The organism is Methanomassiliicoccales archaeon LGM-RCC1 (genome assembly GCA_030168575.1).
Taxonomy (GTDB): domain Archaea; phylum Thermoplasmatota; class Thermoplasmata; order Methanomassiliicoccales; family Methanomethylophilaceae; genus Methanoprimaticola.
In genome coordinates this window covers 388,599-413,010 of sequence record CP115555.1, presented here as the reverse complement: position 1 = coordinate 413,010, position 24,412 = coordinate 388,599, and the positions used below count along the sequence as shown (strand labels likewise).

20 protein-coding genes are annotated in these 24,412 nt (G+C 49.4%); 9 read left to right on the top strand and 11 right to left on the bottom strand.

All coding sequences use genetic code 11. The features are described from left to right. Positions 1-11: 11 nt before the first annotated feature. Together PED39_01990 and PED39_01985 are read right to left on the bottom strand one after the other, a co-directional pair. Positions 12-155 (bottom strand): hypothetical protein, encoded by a 144-nt coding sequence (locus PED39_01990; protein ID WII07988.1) that lies wholly within the window; start codon positions 153-155, stop codon positions 12-14. Between the two features lie 604 nt (positions 156-759). Beyond that, the gene (locus PED39_01985) at positions 760-2,172 is read right to left on the bottom strand and encodes a putative DNA binding domain-containing protein (protein WII07987.1); all 1,413 of its coding nucleotides are present in this window, start codon (positions 2,170-2,172) and stop codon (positions 760-762) included. 987 nt (positions 2,173-3,159) lie between these two features. Here PED39_01985 and PED39_01980 point away from each other — a divergent pair. Together PED39_01980 and PED39_01975 are read left to right on the top strand one after the other, a co-directional pair. Beyond that, a complete protein-coding gene (locus tag PED39_01980) occupies positions 3,160-4,155 on the top strand; it encodes a hypothetical protein (protein WII07986.1) in 996 nt (331 codons plus the stop codon). A gap of 81 nt (positions 4,156-4,236) precedes the next feature. After that, a complete protein-coding gene (locus tag PED39_01975; GenBank protein ID WII07985.1) occupies positions 4,237-5,754 on the top strand; it encodes a hypothetical protein in 1,518 nt (505 codons plus the stop codon). Positions 5,755-5,882: 128 nt separating this feature from the next. Here PED39_01975 and PED39_01970 read toward each other — a convergent pair whose 3' ends face one another. Then, positions 5,883-6,092: a DUF6290 family protein gene (locus PED39_01970; protein WII07984.1), complete on the bottom strand. Its 210-nt coding sequence runs from the start codon at positions 6,090-6,092 to the stop codon at positions 5,883-5,885. Between the two features lie 659 nt (positions 6,093-6,751). Between PED39_01970 and PED39_01965 the strand changes: the two genes are divergently transcribed. The 5 genes from PED39_01965 to PED39_01945 all read left to right on the top strand — a co-directional run bounded on the left by PED39_01965 (position 6,752) and on the right by PED39_01945 (position 19,020). Continuing rightward, positions 6,752-7,738 (top strand): hypothetical protein, encoded by a 987-nt coding sequence (locus tag PED39_01965; GenBank protein WII07983.1) that lies wholly within the window; start codon positions 6,752-6,754, stop codon positions 7,736-7,738. 99 nt (positions 7,739-7,837) lie between these two features. Then, positions 7,838-9,334: a hypothetical protein gene (locus PED39_01960; protein ID WII07982.1), complete on the top strand. Its 1,497-nt coding sequence runs from the start codon at positions 7,838-7,840 to the stop codon at positions 9,332-9,334. An 8-nt stretch (positions 9,335-9,342) separates the two neighbouring features. Then, a complete protein-coding gene (locus PED39_01955; GenBank protein ID WII07981.1) occupies positions 9,343-15,021 on the top strand; it encodes a leucine-rich repeat protein in 5,679 nt (1,892 codons plus the stop codon). Then, positions 15,018-17,927 (top strand): Ig-like domain-containing protein, encoded by a 2,910-nt coding sequence (locus PED39_01950; protein ID WII07980.1) that lies wholly within the window; start codon positions 15,018-15,020, stop codon positions 17,925-17,927. The genes PED39_01955 and PED39_01950 overlap by 4 nt, the downstream gene beginning before the upstream one ends. Before the next feature lie 115 nt (positions 17,928-18,042). Further along, a complete protein-coding gene (locus tag PED39_01945) occupies positions 18,043-19,020 on the top strand; it encodes an adenosylcobinamide amidohydrolase (GenBank protein WII07979.1) in 978 nt (325 codons plus the stop codon). 296 nt (positions 19,021-19,316) lie between these two features. Here the strand turns inward: PED39_01945 and PED39_01940 are convergent, their stop codons facing one another. From PED39_01940 to PED39_01905, 8 genes are all read right to left on the bottom strand, one after another. Then, positions 19,317-19,613, bottom strand: coding sequence for a hypothetical protein (locus tag PED39_01940; protein WII07978.1), 297 nt, complete (start codon positions 19,611-19,613; stop codon positions 19,317-19,319). After that, complete coding sequence (locus tag PED39_01935) at positions 19,610-20,332, bottom strand: hypothetical protein (protein ID WII07977.1); 723 nt, start codon at positions 20,330-20,332, stop codon at positions 19,610-19,612. Before PED39_01935 ends, PED39_01940 begins: the two co-directional genes overlap by 4 nt. Next, entirely contained in the window at positions 20,332-20,628 is a 297-nt protein-coding gene (locus tag PED39_01930) for a hypothetical protein (GenBank protein ID WII07976.1), read from the bottom strand. The genes PED39_01935 and PED39_01930 overlap by 1 nt, the downstream gene beginning before the upstream one ends. After that, positions 20,629-20,925 (bottom strand): winged helix-turn-helix transcriptional regulator, encoded by a 297-nt coding sequence (locus tag PED39_01925; protein WII07975.1) that lies wholly within the window; start codon positions 20,923-20,925, stop codon positions 20,629-20,631. Then, complete coding sequence (locus tag PED39_01920; protein ID WII07974.1) at positions 20,925-21,194, bottom strand: hypothetical protein; 270 nt, start codon at positions 21,192-21,194, stop codon at positions 20,925-20,927. Before PED39_01920 ends, PED39_01925 begins: the two co-directional genes overlap by 1 nt. 226 nt (positions 21,195-21,420) lie before the next feature. After that, positions 21,421-21,813: a hypothetical protein gene (locus tag PED39_01915; protein ID WII07973.1), complete on the bottom strand. Its 393-nt coding sequence runs from the start codon at positions 21,811-21,813 to the stop codon at positions 21,421-21,423. 72 nt (positions 21,814-21,885) lie between these two features. Beyond that, positions 21,886-22,584, bottom strand: coding sequence for a hypothetical protein (locus PED39_01910; GenBank protein ID WII07972.1), 699 nt, complete (start codon positions 22,582-22,584; stop codon positions 21,886-21,888). An 11-nt stretch (positions 22,585-22,595) separates the two neighbouring features. Further along, positions 22,596-22,943 (bottom strand): AbrB/MazE/SpoVT family DNA-binding domain-containing protein, encoded by a 348-nt coding sequence (locus PED39_01905; GenBank protein WII07971.1) that lies wholly within the window; start codon positions 22,941-22,943, stop codon positions 22,596-22,598. A gap of 261 nt (positions 22,944-23,204) precedes the next feature. Here PED39_01905 and PED39_01900 point away from each other — a divergent pair, with 261 nt between their 5' ends. Both PED39_01900 and PED39_01895 read left to right on the top strand, forming a co-directional pair. Further along, complete coding sequence (locus tag PED39_01900; GenBank protein WII07970.1) at positions 23,205-23,351, top strand: hypothetical protein; 147 nt, start codon at positions 23,205-23,207, stop codon at positions 23,349-23,351. Continuing rightward, positions 23,351-24,313 carry a site-specific integrase gene (locus tag PED39_01895; protein WII07969.1) on the top strand — a complete coding sequence of 321 codons (963 nt, stop codon included), beginning with the start codon at positions 23,351-23,353 and terminating at the stop codon, positions 24,311-24,313. Before PED39_01900 ends, PED39_01895 begins: the two co-directional genes overlap by 1 nt. The last annotated feature ends 99 nt before the right edge of the window (positions 24,314-24,412 follow it).

The window sequence follows — 24,412 nt, the reverse complement described above, 5'->3', positions numbered from 1 at the left end:
GATATCGATGGTCATTTGACGTTCAAGACCGGATGCGGTCCGCACATGTCCCGACACTGCTTATCGCCGAAGGATTCGCATCCGGCGTCGATGTCGGAGTTCGGGAACATCTCCGTATCCTCAATCCGAGGTCCGTACTCTGTAATCTCTCCCATGGCGGTTAAGTAATTTGCGGCATTTTGGTTAAGTGATTTGCGGTTCGGCTGACATCGTCCATGCGCGTTCGATCCTTACTCCTATCATACTTAGCAACCGGTCAGATCCGATTAACGAAAAGAAACGTTTACCATCAGAACAATCATCATGTGTTTTCTGATCGAGCGTTCCGCGGTACGATTGTATTTCAATTCGTGCTTTTCATCTTAATTCAAAACTCTTCAAAACTCTTCAAAACTCTTCATTTGAAGAGTTAACAGAAACTGATGCGGTCGCTGGGAATGCCTTCCTGGACGATCAGCGAGATGCATCATCTCATTAGTATCGATTTGCTGGTCCTCCTCATCCCGGCTATCGCCTTTATCAGATTGATGTCCTTTTATCTTCTGAGGATTCTAAGATAATCCTTGCGTACGACCTCTTCTCTCATGTTCCATCGATCTCGCTAGTAGTTGGTTATATATGTTATAATGGATTTATTTTCGAAATCAAATAATAAATCCAGTTTATTGGATTATTATCAGAAGGCGAATGATCTAGAATATATGCCAGCGGATCATCTTGGGATTATATCATTCTGATATAATTATTATATCGATTATATCACTCGATGATGACCCATTTCCCACGTGTGCCTCCGATGCGGTCTATTCTTCCGGATTTCTTCAGGGAACCGATTGTACGTGATATCTTACTTCTCTCCATCCCAGTCGCCTTGGAGATCTTATCTATGGAGATGGAGGGGTCGTCCGCCATCATCCTGAGTATGACCGCTTCCTTATCTGCTGATGACGTCCAACTTCTCAGCATGAGGTTGACAGTCACCGTTTCTGGATCCGAAGTCTCTTTGTATTCAGGAGGAGGTAGGCTCAGTTTTCTGCATATGGAGAAGACGTCGCTCACACCGCTCCCCGCACGTTCCGAGAATCCGATCAACCCCAGCATTATGGCGATATGCGGATTGCGAGGGTCGCTGATACCGCCCTCCACCATCTCTTCATAGGGGATCCTGAGATCGCCTGGGTTCCTGACAAGGAACCTGTCAAACCTCCATTCGGCCCTGATGCCTCTGAAACCGCTGTAATCGGCATGGATGAGCGCATTGACAAGAAGCTCCCTCTCCGCTCTGACGATGCTGCTGACGTCTACGCGCTCCATGCCGTCCAGTTCCTTCCCCTGATCGTTGATGATGAGCAGTCTGTTGCTGACCTCGGTGAGGAACGAATAGATGTTCCCGTTGAACTCTCCTGTGCCTGATGTTATGCGATACGTCCAATTATCCGCGTCCTTGGGCAATTCGAGATAATCGAGATGGTAATTCGGGAACTGGGACATGATGCTGTAGTCATAGCCGAACATGAGAAGCCCTGCAAGCGTCGGATATAACTTGCCGGAATCATCTCTGGAGCAGGCACCCAACAGTCTGAGGAAGTCCAAATCGTCCCTATCATTCCAGGGATGCGAAGGATTCCTCCCGGACATCCTTTCCCTGAAGGATTTGACGGACCGCATATCCAGATCGTCCATGGACATGGACTCGATGGGAATAGAATCCTGGGATGAATCTGCCGAATCCCTGATCAACTGCTTCAACTCACTGACAGAACAATGGTAATCGCTCTCGCCGTTCCTCTTGTACGTGCCGTTCTCCATGGACCTGTTGATGTAGACGGGGCGTTTCCTGCGCTCCGCACGGGGCACATGGACTTTGATGACGGTCTTCCCACCGATAGCGATTTTGCTGATATCATTCGGAGACAGCAGGTTAACGCTGACCTTGTTATCATCATTAAGGAGGTCCCAGATCTCTTTCATGATTTTATCCGGATCGTCAATGCCTATCACCTCACGGGTGTCGTCATCGATTCCTAGGAATATTGTGCCCCCGAAGGTATTGGCGAATGATGAATAAGTGGGCCAGAAATCCTTCGAGAGTTTACTGCTGCAATTCTTGAATTCGAGGTATTCAGTCTCTTTATCGACGACTCTGCCGTCAACGACGTTTAATTCGACCATCGTGTCGATTATATCATTATGATATAATAATTATATCGATTTTATCACTAGATAATAATCATGCTTTATGAACCTCCTGCATAGCATGCAATGACGGTTTTCAGGAACGGCCATGACATATTCGCATGATATTTCCTATCGATATTGGGAGAACGTTCCGTCAGGTACATGGATTTTGATATCAGGGATGACACGTCAGTGATTGACAGGAGATTTGCATTGCCACATTAGACTCCGGTTCGTTCAGACATACTGTTCAATCGGAATCACCGATACTCGAATCTGCAGCGACCATATATTCTTCTGAATGATGCTAGAAAAGGGATATAGTCCCATCAGACGATTACTTTCGTCGATGTGATGACGAGTGATTATCAAACGCAAATCTAGAATGAATCGATGCGAAGACCGAATCTGTTGATAGCCCTTCAGATCAGATATTCCTACTTACGATATATGATATCATAATAAGTATAAAGGATCCGGAATTCCCGGTTGCTTAAATACGGATCATCCTTCTCCGCGTCTCCGACGCATTTCTAGGCTCCTTTCCGCAGCCGAAATTTAGTAGCCGGATCGGGTCATATCGGAGCATATTTCCAACTCTCAAAAAGTCAGATTTTCCGACGAAAAAATGCATTGGAATACATATCGCTGAAGGTTAGCACGGAAGTTCATATACTTTGTAAATGTGTGATGTTAGCAGGCTTTTTCGGGAGGAGGAGTGACGACCCTCTTCTACCGAGAAAGGGAGGGACCGGGAGCGGATCCGGGAATCGGCATCGATTTCGAAACCGTTTGCCGGGTCCACGAAGCTCGGGGCCGAAACCGCCCCCCCTCCTAGAGGAAGCAGAAGTCGTGTATATGCTTCCCGGAAAAGCAGAGAATGTCGAGGGTCGGTCCGATTGGACTAGGAGCGGTCAACGCTCGACCAAGAATATCAATCGAAACCACTTAAGCGAAACGATTTCAGGAGAATGATTAAAAATGGAAAAGAGCAAGATGTTTGCCATAACAGCAGCATTCATGATGCTGGCAGTGGCAGGGATTGCTGTCGTTGGAATATCGGACGATTCCGATGCAACGAGCACAGGTTCAGTGAAAGTGTATTATTACAATGAAAACAGCTCGCAGTGGGCTTCCGCATCCGTCATTGCATACAATTTGTACATAGCAGTCAATAATGCAGCTTCAAATCTGGGTTACACTGTATCGACGAATAATGCCAATTGGTCTGTTGGCGTGGTTCCCATAGACAACAATCCCAACAAGGATTATGGACTTATTACTGCGGTGAACAACAGCACAAACTTCAAGATTTACGGATACAATAATGCCGATGAAGCCTGGAACGAAATTACCAACTACCCTCTCGGATGGTTCAGACCATATGTCGACTACACTGCAGTCAATGTCGACGGACACTATGCAGCATATGCGAACGTCGCTATCGTTACTCAGGATGGACAGGGGGGATATCATGACTACACTACCATCGAAGGAATGATTGATTTGACCAGTGTTCAGTCAGCGTCCAACATGTACAGCTTTACAATAAGGGATGACTCAGGAACAATTGAGATTCCTGAGGGAAGTGTTGCTAAGATGCCTTTTGGATCTACGTATGATTACCAGCCGATCACAACTCAGATGGTACGTAGTGGAGTTACAGTTTACGGCTTTGGATCCGATGCATACCTAGCATTGATCGATGCAGTCGGAGCAGAATTGGTTGGACAGATGACCGCATACATAGCACATACCAACTATTATACATACTACTCGTGGATGACTTCCCTCTATAATATGGGGACTGAACCGATTATGGATGGCAGTGAAATTATTGGGTACAAGTATTGGGAACTCACTGACACCAGCGGATACTGGGTCAGTTGGACACTTGGATACTATTCCATTGAACATCCTGATTCGGCACAGCACATGACTGCTTTCAACCTGACATACGTCGAGAGCTATAATTGAGGTAAAAGGCTGGGAAATTCCCAGCCCCTTTAATTCATCCGAAAGATGTATCGGTGATACTTAATCGGATAGGGAGGGGGCATGAATCCAAAGATAGTTATGCTTAGTGTATTGCTGATCGGTGCAATCCTTACAATTACATCGATGTCGATGGTTTTCTTCGAGGATGCCGAAGCGACTCCAGATTATTCAACACCAAACTATAAAGCTCCAACGTTCAAGACTACTGAACCCGCAGCCCAAGATTGGGATCCGACAACGTCCTTCGTTGTTAATATATCGTCGATGCAGATACAAGGCGTCTCAGATACTGGTCCGTTCAACGACGATTCTCATGCGACCATCACATTGGTCGTTGGGCAGTCTTCTAAATCAGAGGAATCGGTAACTTTTGAACAAAATCAGGTCTCGTGGGACGGCCCTGTTTTGAATATTGGCGCTGTAAATTTGAATTGGCAAGTACTCAAAGTAAGTTCAAAAGTCATGAAGATGAATTTCGAACTATCTTCCACAGGTCCTGTAGATGTGGATAAGGTGTTGGTTAAGATCAAGGCACGTGGATTGAACACAAATACGAATGTGGTGAATGAACTAGAAAGGACATTTACATTTAACATCGCAGGAGCAGGGACATCTCACGGGATCAATACAGTATCTACTGGGGGATCTGTTTACATTTATCCAGCTGATGATGTTGAAACATTTGTTATGGATAGTGCAAATCAGAGCAAGGGGCAGATAAGCTCTGCGGTTTCAGGACAGTTGGTCAGAATATCTCCATTTCCAAGTACAAATGGTATGATAAGTTCTGTATCTGTCAAGGATTCAAGTAACAACGTTTTAGATGTAACGACAAAATCTCATATAGAGACTACAGGTCTGACCGCCCCAGAGTATTGGTACTATTTTTTCACGATGCCAGATTCCGATGTTACGGTAACGGTGGAATTCAATTCGCATCAATTATCATTAGTATCTGATCATGGGTCTGTATCCAAGAAACTTGTTAGAAATTTCCTCGGTCCCGTCAAGGAATTGAATGATATGTCCGGTGGTGCAGGATATCAGGTAAATTCATTCCAGGTGAAAAGAAGTGGTGATTACTACTTCAATCAGGATGTCATCGAACTGACTCCGACACCGGAAGAAGGGTATGTGTTCAAACAGTGGAATGTCACCTCCGGAGGAGTGACCGTTGGAAGCGATAACAGGTTCACAATGGGGGATACCGCTGTGACCATCGAGGCAGTCTTCGAGAAAGTGCAGGACCAGCCACAGGTTCCCGAGGCAAGTTCGATGACCTGTTCGGGAATCAAGGACGGTTCCAACATCGTCCTCAGCATCCAGATCGACGGAAAGGGCGATGTCACCAGCATGCAGGATCCAAGGCTGTTCATTACTGTGAAATACGGCAACCAGGGTTCGAAGGTGATCAATTACTATTCGAAGCCTGTGTTGACCAACGGCTCAGGTTCCGATGTGGCGATCTTCTCCGCAGAGGGCCTGAACCAGGTGGTCGTCCAACTGGTCGACGGAGTGACTAACGGTTTGCCAGCATCCTATGTGTGCTGGTGCCACTACGAACCTGCAACGGCGTGAGGGATTATATGGCACACGCTACACATCTGTTATGATTCTCGCGGCTGCAATAGTGGTGCGTTCCCCATCGCTATAATCCCTCTTCCCGGCCTCGAGGGGTCGGGAACAACCTCTTTACAGGAAGTATCCTACGACAGCGATTCCGGAACGGTAACGTTCTCGGGATCCTCGAGATATTCGGAGTACGCCTCGTTGGCGCATCTGATGTCGAACTCATCCTCCAGCCTCTCCATTACGGATTGCCTGATGAACTCGCTGAGGGTCACGCCGTAGAACTCGGCATACGATTCCATGAGGTCCTTGTCTCTGTCGCTCATACGGACTGTGCAGCTTGCCATTATGATATGTAATACAATTGTAATGCAAAATTAAGCCCCCGTCCCACATCCGCGCAGAAGCCTTATCATCGTTCGTTTGCAATCATCGAATCAAAGAAGTTTGAAGATGAGAGGGCGATTATGCATCGCATGCGATCAAGCAATCGAATCGAATCACGATAGCGGTCGTGTCCTCTCGCCATGATCAATGGATGGTCACATCTTCCTATTTATGATACATGATATGATAATAAAGACGTCTATATGGAAATCCTCGGTTGCTTAAATACGGATCATCCTTCTCCGCGTCTCCGACGCATGTCTAGACCCCTTTCCGCAGCCGAAATTTAGTAGCCGGATCGGGTCATATCGGAGCATATTTCCAACTCTCAAAAAGTCAGATTTTCCGACGAAAAAACGCATTGGAACGCATATCGTTTAAGGTTAGCACGGAAGTTCATATACTTTGTAAAAGCGTGTAGTTAGCGGGCTTTCTCGTAAAACAAAGCGGGGCTTTCCTACAAGCGAGAAAGAGGGGGACCGGAGACCTAGGTCTGTGGGGGACCCCCCCCCCCCCAAATGGGACGAAGCCGGTATGGGGCCTGAAGGGAAAGCCGAGTGTCGGTACTGATCTCGAACGAGGTTAGAAGACACATCAAAAATACAAAGGAGTAAAGAACATGAAGACAAAGGCATTTGCCATAATGGCAGCATTCATGATGCTGGCAGTGGCAGGGATCGCTGTTGTCGGAGTATCGGATGATTCCGATGCAACAACAACCGGATCTGTTAAGGTGTATTATTACAACGAAAACAGCTCGCAGTGGGCTTCTGCAACGACGATTGCATACAACTTGTATATTGCAGTGGACAACGTAGACTCGACACTCGGGTACACGATAACCACAGACAACAGCAGCTGGAAATCAGGATACAATCCTGACAAGGACTACGGACTGATCACCGCGGTGAACAATTCAGCGAATTTCAAGATCTATGCATACAACAATGCAGACGAGGCATGGAACGACATAACTAACTATCCTCTCGGATGGTTCAGACCGTATGCTGATTACGCAGCAGTCAACGTCGATGGACATTATGCAGCATACGCGAACGTTGCTATCGTTACACAGGATGGACAGGGAGCATACCACGATTATACAACCATCACTGGAATGATCGGATTGACTGAAGTGCAGGGCGACTCTGATTTCCTATGTAGTTTTTTCTTGGCTGATGAGACAAATAGAGTAAACATTCCTGCAGGAACACAGGTCAAAGTGTTCAATGGAACCACTTATGAGTATCAAACAATAACCACACAGGATATAAGAAACGGAATTACTGTTTATGGATATGGGTCTGATGCATATCTTGCACTTTTGGATGCAGTGGGTGCCAGTCTCTCTGGGCAGATGACTGCATATATAGCGCATACTGGCTATTATACATACTATTCGTGGATGAATTCTTTGTTTGGGATAGGAACAACTTCTACGACGGAGTCGGGTATTACAACATACTATTATTGGGAATCTTTAGATCCCAATGCGGTTTTGCCAGGTGACGAATATCTACAATGGACTCTTGGATACTATTCCCCTATGCACTTCGATTCTAATCAGGTATTGAATGAATTCTGGGTGATATACACCTTTAGTTGAAAACAAACGGCTGGGGAAACTCAGCCTTTCTTTTTGGGTTTCTAATAAAAAAAGCAGCTCATGAGAATTGTTTTCAACACATATTATCGAGGGAGTCATATGAGCAAAAAAGAAAGAATTGTTGCGTTGCTATCGATAATTGCCTTAAGTTTATTCTGTTTTCAAACAATATATGACGATACAAATTCTGTAGAGGGGGATCCAGCATCATATATTTGGACTAGTTTTCCAGCATCATTGAGTTGGGATCCCTCGTCTGATTACGAATTACATCTTACTAATGTAAAAGCCATGACTTCGGCCTCACAGAGGCTAAGTGATGCTAATTTCAGGGCATTTATTACATTGACGGTGGGGGATTCGACAGTAACCTCTGCAGAGATCACTCAACAGAGTGAAGATGTAACAACGGTTCAAGGCAGCACAATTAGCAACGGTGGAATACAGATACTTTGGTCGATAACCGAAGATTCGACAGGTAACGCTGTAACGCAAAAAAAAGTAATAATCGATTTGAAAATCCATAAAGACGGTGAAATTGAACAAGATAGTTTTACTCTGAAAGTAAGTATTAACGGAACTAAAACGAACAATACGACAGTGTTGGGTGAAAAGACAGCTACAATCAACGTTCTAAAACTGAATGACGTACAAATAGTCTGTAACGGAGGAGTTGCTTACGCATACGCCGCAACCGATGTAGATACTCATGTAGCCGATAGCGATAATAGGTTCCCGATAAGTTCAGCAGCTTCAGGACAACTGGTAAGGGTGTCCCCATTTCCAAGTACTAACGGCATGATTCAGAGCATTGTAGTAACCGATTCAGACAATAACTCTGTAGACGTTACATCGAAAAGCCATCAAGACACAGATGGTTTAACAGCTCCAGAATACTGGTATTACTTCTTCACCATGCCTGACAAGAATGTTACGATTACAGTGACATTTAATTCAAAGCTTGTCTCCATATCAGCTGAACACGGGTCTGTTGACATGAAATTGGTTGCAAATTTCTTAGGCCCTGTGAGAGAAAGTGAATTGCAAGGTGGTGCCGGATACAGTAAAACATCGATGCAGGTGCTTAGGCAATCCGGTTATTATTTCAACCAGGATGTCATTGAGCTGACCCCGACTCCTGCAGAAGGTTATGTGTTCAAGAATTGGAACGTAACATCCGGCGGTGTGACTGTAGGCAGCGATAACAGGTTCACAATGGGCGAATCCGCTGTAACCATCGAGGCAGTCTTCGAGAAAGTGCAGGACCAGCCACAGGTTCCCGAGGCAAGTTCGATGACCTGTTCGGGAATCAAGGACGGTTCCAACATCGTCCTCAGCATCCAGATTGACGGAAAGAGCGATGTCACCAGCATGCAGGATCCAAGGCTGTTTATCACTGTGAAATACGGCAACCAGGGTTCGACGGTGATCAACTACTATTCGAAGCCTGTGCTGACCAACGGCTCAGGTTCCGATGTGGCGATCTTCTCCGCAGAGGGCCTGAACCAGGTGGTCGTCCAACTGGTAGACGGAGTGACTAACGGTTTGCCAGCATCCTATGTGTGCTGGTGCCACTACGAACCTGCAACGGCGTGAGGGATTAGATGGCACGCTACACATCTGTTATGATTCTCGCGGCTGCAATAGTGGTGGCGTGCTCCATCGCTATAATCCCTCTTCCCGGCCTCGAGGGGTCGGGAACAACCTCTTTACAGGAAGTGTCCTATGACAGCGATTCCGGAACGGTCACGTTCTCGGGAACCTCATCCGCAGGTCTGGTCAACGTCATAGTCACCGGACCGTCATACTCCTCGCCCGTGGATCCCTGCGTGGTGTCCGGAACGACTTTCGGACATACGCTCAGTGTCGGACAGCTAGCCGCAGGTACGTACACTGTGACCGCATCGGCCTCCGGACATCAGGATTCCAGGACGTTCACGGTACAGCAGTCGTCACCCCAGCCTGCAGGCTACGTGACCATCTCGAGCGTGTCCTATGACAGCGATTCCGGAACGGTCACGTTCTCGGGAACCTCATCCGCAGGTCTGGTCAACGTCATAGTCACCGGACCGTCATACTCCTCGCCCGTGGATCCCTGCGTGGTGTCCGGAACGACTTTCGGACATACGCTCAGTGTCGGACAGCTAGCCGCAGGTACGTACACTGTGACCGCATCGGCCTCCGGACATCAGGATTCCAGGACGTTCACGGTACAGCAGTCGTCACCCCAGCCTGCAGGCTACGTGACCATCTCGAGCGTGTCCTATGACAGCGATTCCGGAACGGTCACGTTCTCGGGAACCTCATCCGCAGGTCTGGTCAACGTCATAGTCACCGGACCGTCATACTCCTCGCCCGTGGATCCCTGCGTGGTGTCCGGAACGACTTTCGGACATACGCTCAGTGTCGGACAGCTAGCCGCAGGTACGTACACTGTGACCGCATCGGCCTCCGGACATCAGGATTCCAGGACGTTCACGGTACAGCAGTCGTCACCCCAGCCTGCAGGCTACGTGACCATCTCGAGCGTGTCCTATGACAGCGATTCCGGAACGGTCACGTTCTCGGGAACCTCATCCGCAGGTCTGGTCAACGTCATAGTCACCGGACCGTCATACTCCTCGCCCGTGGATCCCTGCGTGGTGTCCGGAACGACTTTCGGACATACGCTCAGTGTCGGACAGCTAGCCGCAGGTACGTACACTGTGACCGCATCGGCTTCAGATATGTCTGATGAAGCATCTTTCACAGTCACTGCATCCATCGGATCAGTTCAGCTCAGCATTGACGGAACCGTTCTGCTAAGCGTTACAGGGCATTTCGATTCTTTTACAATCCCATCGACCGTCACCACGGTCGAATCAGGAGCCTTTGCTTCGTGCACGATTGACAATTTCGTCTATGACCGCGATGTGAATTGGAGGATTTCCCTTAGTGATGGAACATATCCGATGGAGAATGCAAACATTTCTGTCATTTCGATTGGAGATTCGGTCACATCCATTCCCGATTATCTCTTTGCTAAAACGGAAATAACTTCATTATCTGTTCCGTCCAGTATAGAGTCAATAGGTATCAAGGCATTCTACCACTGTGATAACTTAGAAACCATTACAGTATGCTCAAATTCTCGTCTGACAACCATCGATCAGTACGCTTTCAGCAGCAATAATGAATTGAGAATGGTGACATTCGAATCCTCGCAGAAAGGATATGGATGCGACATACTGAGGGGGGCGTTCTTCTTGAACCCGTCCTTTACCAAGGTCAATGTGGGTAGCGGTTTCAATCTGGTTTCTATCGGTGATTTCGCATTTGCAAAGAGGAACAACAATATCAACCCAGATGCTGAAAACGCAAGTCTATGGTCATTAGCGGTCAACATCAATTCGGACAGCGGTATGGTCATTCCGGCAACAGTCAACTCCATTGGTTTTGCCGCATTCTCTTGGGTCGATAATGTTCCCTGGAGCAATAAGGAACCGGGAATGAATACAATATCTGAGAATGCTAAAGGTTCTACCATAGATCGCCGTATCTTGACCTCGGAAGGATTCTCAATAATATTCGCTCAAGGTTCCCAGTTGGGATCAGTGGGCGACTATGCATTCTCCGGATACAGTCATGTATCAACAATTGACCTGAGCGAGTGTAAGTATCTTGTCGAAATCGGAAGAGGTAGCTTCTTGTATTCGGTTTCTGAAGATTCTCAAATCAAGCTCTCTGAATCCTTGCTCAAAATCGGAAAAGAAGCCTTCAAATCGGGAATGAAGATACTGAGCGGAAGTCAGATCACAGTTCCTGCTTCGGTTCAGTATATTGGCGATATGGCATTCGACTGCGTCAGTCTGGTCAAATTCGAGCAAGGTTCCGATCTTAGGAACTATATGGGTTCCTCATCCAACGTAGTTGTGGATCTAAGGAATTGTGACCATTTGGATTATGTCAACGGACAGAAAGTCATGTTGCCCGTCGGAGTCTTCGAGTGCGACGCGACCATAGTGGATAGCTCGACACCATTGGCATCTGTACAATCGTCCGTCCTTACAATCAGGGATAACACCGTGGCCGTTAATAAGAAAGGGCTGGAGAAAGCCGATTCAGTAAACTGCTCTGGAAACAATACCAATTTCAGTTATGAGGATGATATCCTATTCCTCACGAAGAATGGAAAATCAAAGCTTGTCCTGGTCATGTCGGATTCTACCACCTTGACTCTCATGAGGTCCGGATTGGTGATCGAGGATGGTGTGATACCCGGAATAGTTCAGACGCTCATAGTCGGAGGCGGCATATCATTCGCCGAAAGCTGTGTCAATGCAGATTCATCGTTGGAGACCATCATTTTCACCCATCCTCTTGACGGTTCATGGGATGTGGTCGACGCATTCAACGGCGGAGGTGTTGTGAACTACTTCGCAGATGCCGATAGCTCAAACGATGTTCTCCGTCAGTTGTCGGTATTAGGCGACTTATATCTAGGATATCACGTTGGTAGCAGCACAGTATACGTTCCTAGTAAAGTGGAGGGCCATGAGATCTCATACAGTGTTTCTGAATCAAGTGAGATGTCGTTGATACTCAATATCAATGATACCATCAGCAGAGTCCTTCTTCCAGAATGTAACGATGCCAATGTTCGCATAACGGATGGAAAGCTTTGCATATCAGATGTCACCAAGAATCGCGTGACTGTCGGCCTCAACACAGAGGGAATAACAATCCTGTTCGATGGAAACGGAGGTCTCTTCGAAGGCATCGGTAAAGTCTCGAGGGTTGTACCGAAAGGTTCTGACATCGCCAGCATGGACATGCCTCAGTTCATCAAGAACAGATGCATGATGTCCGGATGGTCTTTAGAGCCTAATGGTGAACCTGTAAGCGAATCCACAGTATTCTCATCGAATACAATCCTATATGCATGCTGGACACAGAGGAATCCAGAATTGACGCTAGATTGCACGGCCGCATCAATATCCGTCAGTCCGTCAATCACCGGAAATCTGGTGACACCCGGCAGTTACACCTTAACATGCAGATCGGTAAACAATGGATACGAAGTGTTGGGCTGGATGGTAAACGGTGAAATCGTTTCCGGCAGTATTGATGAGCCTTTGGTGCTTAACGTGCAGGATGATACGACTGTTAGTCTGATGTATAGATTCCATTCATCCAGTTCCGGTCTCGATGCTGTAAGCAACCGCGGTATGCCCACATCAGAAGAGATACTGCAGATGGTCCAGGCATACAGTCTCGGAGGGCCCCTCGATACATCATCTAACATCTGGAAAGGGCATTCGTCAGTTCCACTGATTGTTGACGATCGCGTCTATTTCAGGGCAGGTAACTACCTTTACGTAGCCGAGTCTGATACAGGATACGTCTTGAAGTCCGTGCCGTCAAGGGAAGCGGAAGCTTACTACCATTCAGTAGGATATGGTGCTGGCGTCATAGTTGACTATCCTACATCGAAGGTTTATGATCTGGATCTGAATCAGCTATATGTCTTGGACAGACAGGTCACAGGCGTCGAGTACTATGATGGTTACTTCTACACATCAGGCTCTTCAGTCTATAGATTCACACCAGATGATGTTGATGTTTCAAGATCAGATGAATCAAAGCAGCTGGAATTCATCGGAACGATAGAAAAGTCGTTCAGCTCCTACGGATTCACCAGCAGCGTGTTCGTCGATCATTACCTGTATCGTATAGTTACCGAGGGGGCATCACGCGGTATTGGAGTGATGGACCTGGATACCAAACAGGTGGAAAGGTTCTATTTCGACAGCCTGGAATCTATGTTCCTGGATGACGGATGGATATCATACTACGACGGTGTTCTGTACATGAGCGCTTACTCAGAAGGTCTGTTCGGAGCTGTCGGATCGATCAACAACAGCCGCATAGCATACTGCACTGTCGACGGATTGAATCATGGCACTGAGAAATACTACGAGTTCAGAGACAACGGTTTCGTTTCACAGTTCCTGGTGGTCGGAGGAATAGGATATGTCAACTGCGAGAGCAAGTTGTACGCTTTCGATATGAGCTTGGGAGAATTAAGGTCCCCGAGGTCTGTCGACTCATCCTTCGGACACGGTTCGATGTCAGTCGATGTGTCGCACATGGACGAGGTTGGATCCCCAGTCTATATCTACATGATACCCTACGATGGCTACACACAGTCAACTTTCTGCATCATCAAGGATTCAGGAATCGGAGCGCAGAGGCATCTTGAAAAATCTGATGCCAACTATCTTCCCAGGCAATGGAATTCGCAGACAGTTCGTCCGGATATAGATGGTAGGATAGTTTGGTACAACGATTCTGGACACATCTTCACATACACGACACCCGAGAAGAACCCATACTTTTTCTTCATTGATGATGGAGAGAAGGCGGGCTGGTATCAGGCGTATGGAAAGAACATGTACGATGCAGCAAGATCCTTAGGCGATGAGATTCTGTCCATAGACGGTACGTTCAGTGCATCTAGGCTGTTCGGTAACACTGTAGCCGACGCGAAGATAATGGCAGTCCACGCACCAACTGATACGATCATGCAGTATGATTGGTCGGTTGTGGATTCATTCAATAACAGACACTTCGATACCGATCACTACATCATAATAACCGCAGGTGATGCGATTGTTCAGAAAGGTTCTGTTTACACCTATTGGGATGGGTCGGCGTTCAAGACATACTCGTTCAAGGAGAATATCGGCGACCGCAATCTCATCGGAGTGCAGATGGTCCCCGGTAACAGTGCATCATTGGTACAGTTCTTCGAAGGGGATGAGGAGATCGACGATTCCTACATAATCGGAGTCGTCGGATCCGACGTACTTGGTGACTTCCCAAGGGTCCACAAGGATGGATATCTGCCCGTTTGGAAGGATTCGTCCGGTAACGAAGTGACCTCGTTGGAGGGCACCAAGTTCGTCTCGGGAGGAACCGTCTACAAGCTGTCCTGGGAGAAGATCCATTCCTACGAGATCTCGGTAACCAAGACGGAGGTCAAGGACAACACCCTGAAGCTGGAGTACACGATCGAGACCACTGACGAATCCGGACTCAACATCCAGGTCCAGGCGGCCTATTCGGACATGACTTTCGTCAGGGAGCCCATCGAAGCGAAGATCGCAGAAGACGGAAAGATCACCCTGGTCTACACCAATACCGGTGAATCGGCACCCGTCAAGGCGCTGGTTACGGCATACAAGGGCAACATCCTGGTCCTTGCCGAATACATCGACCTCACGGAGAGTGGTTCCTCATGAACAGAAAGGCAATGAATCTGCTTTTGCTGATCACAGCAATGGTCGCAGTCTCCTTCCTGTTCATCGGCGATACCGTTGACGCGGATGACGAAGGACTGACGTCGGAGTACACCTACTCCGAGGGTGTCCTCACCGTCACCGGTACCACCATGGAGGGGACGAAGGTCATCAACCTGACCGTCAACGTCTCCGAAGAGGTCAAGATACCTGCTTTCGCAGACATCGACGAAAGCAATTGGACGTACAGCGCGAAGATTAAATGCACTCTGGTGGACAACGCCACCCTCACGGTGGAGGCTCAGAGGCTCAACGAGGCCAAGGTGACCAAGAACATAGATCTCGTTATCAAACAGTCTGTGGTCGATGTCACTGGGATCGAGATAAACCAGCTCGACAAGGAGATATCGCTGTATGTCGGCGACAGTGCTACGCTGAGGTACGAGATCAAACCATCCAACGCAACCGATAAGACCGTCATCTGGAGTTCAGACAAGCCCAACATCGCATCGGTCGATCCGAAGACCGGTGCGATCAAGGCAAACGCTGCAGGCAACGCGGTGATCACGGCAACGGCGGGAGGCAAGACCGACACCGCTAAAGTGAAGGTCCTCAACGTCCCTACTACCGATCCCTCGTACACCTTCGACATCAGGATCGAGTTCCACACCAATAAGCTCAATCTAGGCCAATCCGGCTACGACCTGAACGCTCTCAAGAGGGGTATAACCCTCACAGCAACCGGAAAGGATGCAGGAGCGGCATTGGAGAAGGCTCTGAAGGACAACAAGATCCCATGCAGCTTCTTCAGCGGAAGCTCCGGCGGCGAGAGCCTCCAGCATTGGGTCAACCACATCTTCGGAATGGGCGACACCCACTTCGACAACGGAGTGTGGATGTACTGGGTGCAGTACCACAACGGTTCCTACAACGACAAGACCCTCGGTTACTACAAGGAAGGCGGAAGCTTCGAGCTCGTCTACGGAATGACCGCAGGCGACAACTCGTCCGCTCAGAGGATCCAGGCCGTGGAGATCCCCCAGGTCAAGCAGACCTGGACGGGCAGGGACATCACAGGATTGTCCAACACGTCTGCGTACACTGTGGTCTCCGGAGGAACAGGAAAGGATGTGGGCAGCTACACCGCCATCCTTAGGCTCAACAACGGCTATGCGTGGGAGGACGCCACCTTCACCGACAAGTCCGTCCGCTGGACCATCGAGAAGCAGGTGTCCGAATCGTCAACCACCAATGCTGACGGATCGGTCACCAAGAAGACCGAGGAGAAGGACGAGAACGGTTCCACTCTCACAGAGACCACCACGAAAACCAAGAAGGATCCCTCCGGAACCACCACCGAGACCAAGGACGTCAAGGTGACCACCAAGGACACCAGCGGAAAGGTCACCGGAATGTCGGAGGTCAAGGAGGAGACCGTCAAGGACAAGGCCGGCAACGTCACCCATCACAGCACCGTGGAGACATCCATGGACAAGGACGGGAACGTCCTGTCCTCCAAGGAAGAGGTGAAGGACTACACCAAGGAGAAGGACGATGCAGGCAACGACGTCAGCGTCGAGACGGTATCCACCGTATTCAAGGACAAGGACGGCAACGTCATCGAGAACAAGGAGGTGGCCACCGCCACCAAGTCCGTCACCGACGAGGACGGAAGCGTATCAGATGTCAGGACAGTCACGGAGACCGAGAAGGATGCCGAAGGCAACGTCAAGGGATCGACAGAGAAGTCGGAGACCAAGGACAAGGACGGCAACATCACGGAGAAATCCGAGGTACTGAGGGACAAGGACGGCAACGAGACCTATTCCAAGGTCGAAGAGATCGTCCCGACCAATGTCATAGAGGAAGAAGGTAAGACGGTGACCGAGTCCTGCACGAAAGTCACCGAGAAGGAATCCGGAAAGACCACCGTCACCGAGGAATCCGTAAAGGAGACCGTGGGCGCCGACGGCGCAAAGGAGACGGAGAAGGCCAGGGAGGAATCAGTTACCGATCCCAACGGAAGCACCTCGTCCAAGAAGGTCACCGAGAAGGTGGTCGAGGACGGCGAGTCGAAGCTGACCTCCACCCAGACCGAATCCAAGGACGCATCCGGCAAGGAGACGTCCGAGAAGAAGGTCGTGGCGGAATCCAAGGACGGTTCCGTGAGGTCATCCGTCGAGGTCCCGCAGGACGGTAGCCCCGCGGAGATCGTAACTGTCCTCGGAAGCGGTCAGTCCGGCGGCGTGATGTCGATATCCTCCGAGCAGGTCAAACTCGCGGTGTCCCTGCAGGAGAAGGTCTCCGGAGAGATCACCGATGTGCAGCAGGAGAAGGTCATGCTCGCGGAATCAACGACCGACAGCATCTCCCTGACCCTGTCAGGCGAGGCCATGAAGGGCATGTCCGATTCCGGGGCCGTCCTGAATCTGGTATCGTCCGAAGGCTCGCTGAAGGTATCCAAGGAGGTCCTGGGCAACCTGTCCGGCGAGGACGAGGTACTCATCCAGTTCTCCGCTTCGGAGGAAATCTCCCTCTCGGAGGATCAGAAGGACGCCATCGGCGAGAACGCCAGCGTCCTCGAGATCAAGGTGTCGTCCGGCGGCGAGAGCCTCGGCAACAGCATCAACGGCGTCCTGACGATAGTCGTCAAGCATGTCGCCGCGGAGGGAATGGTACCTGCGATGTACTATGTCGCCGACAACGGTGACATGGAGAAGCTAGAAGGGTCCTACGATGCCGAGAGGCAGGAGATGACCGGAGTCACCACCCACTGTTCGATCTATGCCGTCATCGACGAGGATCCGAACGCCGGGGACGATAACGCCCTGCTGTACGCAGGAGTGGCCATCATCACCATCCTGGCCGTCGTCGCCGTAGCGGGATTCCTCTACATGCGCAGAAGCTGAGAACCTTTGGTAAACGAAGGCCGTCCGGGATTCCGGGCGGCCTCACCTTAACATCCATTCCCCCGAAGAAGGTGGAACGATCCCTCCGTTCATCAAGAGCATCCATATGCATAACATGAAAGGCTGGCCCGTGGCGGCCATCAGGTTCACCGAGACCATGGAGGTCCTCAGCAGCGCCGTTCTCAACGGCGGGATGGCGGCGGCCGATGCCGTGTTCATCATGGAGGTCCCGAAGGATTTCAAATGCGAGAACTTCATGGCCCTGATCGCGGGCGTCAGGGATTCACTGGGATTGCCGGAGAACTCGGTGGGCATGATGACGGCGGCCGAGGTGGACCAGGTCTTCAATGTGAAGTCCTCAGCATGCAGAGGAGTCGAGGTCACCGCCTTCGCTACCGCAGGCCTCGCGAACCATGTCATCGCCGGAGAGGAGCTGACCGACTACGGGATGAAATCCGAGACGTCCATGAAGAGGATGAGGGCGCTTAGGCCGGGCACCATCAACATCGGTGTCGTATCGCCCAAGCCCCTCACCCTGGCCGCGAAGGTGAACATCATGAACCCCATCGTTGAAGGGAAGACGGTTGCCATGTTCAGACAGGGGTTCCTGGAGACGGGGACGACATCCGATTCGGTTGCCGTGTTCTCACCCAGAGGGAGCGGTCGCGAGAACTGGACCGGTACCGGTTCGGACATAGGCATAGCGGCCGCGAGAGCGGTCATAGACGCCGTCGGATGGGCCCTGAGGAAGAGGGACGAGCATCCGATGCCGTTCGAGCCGAGGGACGTCCTGGAGAGGATGGGATTGACCGGGAATCGTCTGTACGGGTATTCCGGCATGGGCATCGGCAGAGAGGAGTTCAGTGAGAGGCTGGACACCGTCCTTTCGGATGAGGGCGTGGCTGCCGCGCTGGATGTCGCATATACGGTGATGCACAGGGCGGATTCCATGGCGGATGACGGGTACGGGGTACCCCTGGAAATAATCAGAGGCATGCTATGCGATGCGTTCGGGGTGGAAGCGGCCGCAGGGGATGATATCGATAGCATAGTTCGCACTATGGTGTTGCAGAGGATCGATTCTGTTCGGTGACATGGCATCAGTAAGGTCCGTCCCAGTGAATTCTCACATCGAGTATGATTCCTGTCGTAACCATCTGCGGATACGAGGTATCTGCACGTCTTCCATCTGTTTTGTCATGTCAATTTGTACGTTTTCCAATAGATGATCTTCACAGACGTGTACGTTCTACAAGCATTCTGATTATGATCGCAAAGAGGATACGGATAATAATCAGGGACCTCCAATGATCGGGTCCAAGGATAGGCCCCCTAACCCGATAATATTCGAACATGATGGTATGTAAAGGGGCTTTCGCCCCTTATTATTCAATATTCGTCTGAAAGAAGTATCGTTGTTGCGGACCTGTCGCATTCCGTGATTACGTATATCTTCCCGACGTCGGTCTCGTAGCTGCTGAACAGGCTGTCCGCCCAGTCCCCTTTCTTCTCTGCTTCAAGAGATTCATTGTTCATCGCCTTGTCGTCCTCACAGAGGTCTCCCCAGTCGCCCTTGCAGTGTCTTTCCAGACAATTCTGTACGACTTCTTCTGCGTGCTCGTCAGAGTAGACTAGATCTCTGATATCGCAGGTCATGACTACCGTCCCCGTCTCGAACAGGCTCATGCGATCACCTCCTTGGTGGAATCGATGGAGATGTGTCCTCTCATCTCGTCCGGGGCCAGTATCGACTCCCTTCCGTCCTTCCACTGGAATCTGGGAAGAGTAAGTTCTTCCTCGTTCATCTCCACGATGAGTTCCATGAACGGTTTGTCGACAACTCTGAGGATCTTGTCAGGCTGCCTCTCGTTCAGAGAGTAGTACGATCCGATCTTGAATCCCGTGCATCCCATCCCTTCCTCTTTCCTCTTGTTCATCTCGTAAGAATAGTTCCAACAGACGTCGGAAATCGTCCTCCCGTGGTGCATCAGGCAGTCGATCATATCCCCGCCGAGCTGCTGATTCTCAGGCTGTTCCTTGTCCAGATAGTGTAAGAACTCGCACAGTCCGTACTCGTTCTGCTCCCAGGTGGAATCGTAGAACCTCCTTCCGACTATCTTCCAGTCCTTCATCAGATAGACTCCATTGTCCCCGTTGTCCATGTCAAGGCACTTGACGTCGTCTATTCCTACGGAGCATCCGTCGGCTCCCATGAAGTTCCCGATAACCTGGGCCAGCCTGGCCCATCCGTAATCGTCGTTCTCCGGTCTTCTGAAGGCCCTTAGCCTGCAGTACTCCAGGAATCCCTGGACGGAGTCCCTTCCTCCGTTCCAGTGAAGGTAGATCCCGAGTCCGGACCTCTTCTCGAAGTTCTCTTCGGTCGTGATGACGGCTCTGTTCCCCATCAGATCACCCCGTTCATCTTCGCTTCTGCCATCCACACCGTGTACTCCTCGTATTCATCGGTGCTCATCAGGATGTCCAGGACCTCTTTCCTGTCCGCGAACATCCCCCTGAAGGGCTCGTCCGGGCACATGATGACCGGTTTCCTCTTGGATTTCCTGACGGTCGCGACAATCGCGGGGATGCTCATTCTGTGGCCCTTGTCAGTCCTTCTGATGACCAATCTGTATCCAGTGTACTGGTCCTGGTCCACCCTCAGGTCCTCGGAGTTCAGCACGGCTATCTGCCAATCCTGCATTCAGGCCACCTCCCCGCTTGCGAGCATGTCCTTCACGGTCAGGATGCCGAGCGTGTTCAGCCTGTAGCACATCCTGTGCGCGTATGCCCTTTTAGGGCTGGAAGTCACGTGCCTCTGGAGGTGGTATACGAACCCCTTCTCCTCCAGCTTCTTGATCTCTGCAGACACTTGGCTTCTGGAGATTCCGATCGCTTCTGCGATGCCGTCCTGAGTTGTCTTATACGGCATCTCATAGGTGTTCCCGTATCCCAACTGTCCGTACAGGTGAATCAGGATCTGCTCCTGCCTAGTCGCCATCAGCAGCACCTCCCAAGGCCTTCCTCGGTGTAGTTGCCGTCCTCGTCAAGCGGATACACGTACGGGTCGTCCTCGACCATGAATCCGCTTCCGTTGCCGCATTCCCTTATCCATGCGGCCACCATTCCGATGCCTGCGTAGTCCTGCTCGTCCAGCATCTTCTGGAGGTCGTTCCTGTCCCATCCGTAGCGGACGATTTCGTACAGATCCTCCACGTTCAGCTTTTCGATGACGACCTCACCGGTCAAAATCCTGTAATCGGTTTCCAAGTCGTTTCTTAAGGAGTTTATTTTGTTTTCCTGATCTTTGTATCTATAGATCATAACAACACAAACCTGGGTGTTTGAAACCCGGAATGGCTGTTCGAAGCGCAGCAATACGTTACTTTACATTGAAGATGGAAAGGACGATATGCCTGCGCGAGTGAATGAAGGGTGGAAAACATCCCAGGGGGTGTGATTCATTTCATCATACTCCGCTATTGTGTTCATCTAATCAGTTCCGATCAGCATCGCGGTAATTCAAAAGTTCGAGGTATTTCTTTCTGATGAAAGGTGATGATGGATCCGTGACTTCAGAATGCGAATCAAGCGTAGGCCTTAGTTCTTCTTCAGGAACGATATACTCCATCACACCGTTTGTCTGGTGCCCTACTACGATCGTAGCACGGATGTCGGATGGATAATCATTCTCGCCTATGTACAGCATCTCGACTTTCATATCCTTGAATTCATACATCTCGCATCTGGTGTATGGGTCCCCGGTCTCTTCAGGATCCTCATCCCATTCGTCTATCAGGATGCCGGATCTTTTCACATTGTCCGTGACGACATCGATGTCCTCTTCACCGATCCAGATCATCTCTTCGAGATCGAACGATTCATTCATGCTGTCCGTTATTAAGTATAGAAAAAGGGAGTAAAAGGTTTACCTTAGTTGGGAATTAGTAACATTTTAATGTCAGATTCCGAGAGCAGGTCCGAATGTTTGTAAGAAAAGACTGACAATTCCTAGTTCGGGAGAGTATTGTTCCAATCTGTTATGAATCCTGTTACCAAGTCTTTTCAGTACACTGATATCATCAGGATGGTTCTCCCCTTCTTTAGTGATATTGATGATTTCTTGTCTATCTTCTTCAGAGATGTCAGAATCTATGGCGATTTGTCGAACTTTTTGGTATATTGCCTGTAGATCGGTTATGTTTAAAGTTAGAATTTTTGTAGTTATATTGATCGTGATATGCTCTGAATCTATCAGATTAACGTGTTCATTTATTTTGTATTGCTGTTCTTCTTCTAATATTTCCAGCATTCCATCAAGAGCGAATCTGACCTTTTCTTTGAATTTGTTCAAATCCTTATCATGCACGCGCCATCCGCATTTTATATTTTGATCAATCTGGACTATTGCTTTATAGACACAATCATTGCGTCCATAGTATGGTTTCACATGATCGACCCATGTGTTCCATCTCATTTTTAACGAATCGAGTTCCTTTTGATCAACCTGGATAATCTGCTGATCACCACATGCTGTTATTAAAACAAAGCCACCAAGGTTTTTCTCTATAGGCTGGTAAGATATATTTGCGCCATCCAATATATGGATGAAATCATCCCTTATCTTTATCGTATTCCTGATTAGAATATCTGTATCCACAGTGTCACCGGTCACTGATTATCTTTGTTTTTGAGCCTGCGGAGCTCTTCCTTGTTCTTCTTGTCCTTGAGGTATTGCTCTCTGGAAAGCCTCTCTATCTCCTCGGGGTCGACGACCTCGGGATCGAAGTTCACAAGGTATTGATCTTCATAATCTCTCAGTCTCTCCTCTATCTCCTGTGTCTCGAAATCGAATCCGTTGTATTTCGTGGTGACCTTCATCAAGCAGACCTTCCTTCCACTGATGTCCCAATAGACCTCATCGGAATTCTTCTCCAGATCCATGAGTTTCATTATTTCTGAAGGTATGGTTATCCTTCCTGATGCGTCGATTTTGATCTTATTACCAACTTGAACCATATTTTCCCTATTGGGAAATTATCCCCAAAGGTATTAAATAGTTTTGAGGAAATCGTACCCATACAGTCGAATACGGAAAATACGGCAAAATTGACCGAACAGAAAAACGGTATTTGGACCCGGAATTTGAGCTTGATTGAATCAAAATCGATAATTTCCAAGCAAAATTCCGGAAAAGAAGCCCTATCCGATCCGGTCATTCTTGCATATTCCCCTTACGGGAAAATTTTCCCAAAGACTGACAGTATAGGAGACGAACACATGAAAAGATGTTCTGAGAACGGAGCCGCAATCCGCGGACATGATGCATGCACAGGTGCGGAACCCATCGGGATCACAGCATGTATCATGCAAGGAAGCACCACAGAACCAGCAATTAGAACGACCATCACCCAGGGGGCATACTGATGAGGTACCAGTTCATGACCGATGTCAACAAGTACATCGATAAGATCGCGCAGCATCAGAGCGCCAGTACCGTGTACAACAAGCAGAGGAAGCTCCGTCTGATAGCGGATAACTTCAAGATCCTCTACGAGGAGGGTAAGGTCTCAACCAATAACCCTAGGAAGATAACCACCGACGACATCGAAGCGTATGTGGGGTTCAGGCGCAGCAACAACATCAGCGACGCCACCCTCAGCAAGGACCTCTGTCTTCTGAATCAGCTTTGCAAATCGGTCGGTAATGAAGTGGTCAAGGAATTCAGGGATTTCGATGCCATCTATAGACCTCATGCATACAACGGCATGAAGGATCCGATGCTCAACTCCGTCATCGACAGGGTGATAGAGTTAGGCAGGTCTACCGAGAGCTTCGAGATCCTCGAGGGGTGCACTGCCATCCTTCTCTGCTCCAGCGCAGGTCTCCGCACACAGGAGGCCCGCAAGATGTACGCATCGGATGTGCTCACCGGACCTCAGGGTCAGGTGTTCCTCCGCATCGTCCATGTCAAGGGGGAGGGAAGCTACGGACATCAGCGTACCGCCATCGTCATGGACGGCGTCGAGGACATCATCCTCAGGTACGTCGAAGAGAGGAAGAAGAGGCTTGCGATGCTCGGAATGGAGACCGATTCTCTGTTCCCTCCGATGCAGAGGGGAGGGGAGTTCTACACCCAGCAGGGATTCTGCAAGCTGAAGGCACCCATCGAGAGGATCCTTGGCACAAAGATAGAGCTGCGCTCGGGCCGCAGGGCATTCGGGCAGAGGCTCCTCGACTGCGGTAATCAGGTCGAGGATGTCTCGGTCATGATGGGGCATGCTTCAACCAAGACCACCGAGCTCTACTACGCCAGAGGAAAGGAGTCCCTTGCCATGGCGAGGGTATATGGTAACAGGAACAACAGGCCGTTCACATTGAGGCCCTGAGGAGGTGTGATCCGGAGTGGGCCCAGACGAGAATTCTGGCCCACTCTGGTGTGGGTCGGAACGAGATAAAGGAAGCTATAACGAAAACCATAGAAATTT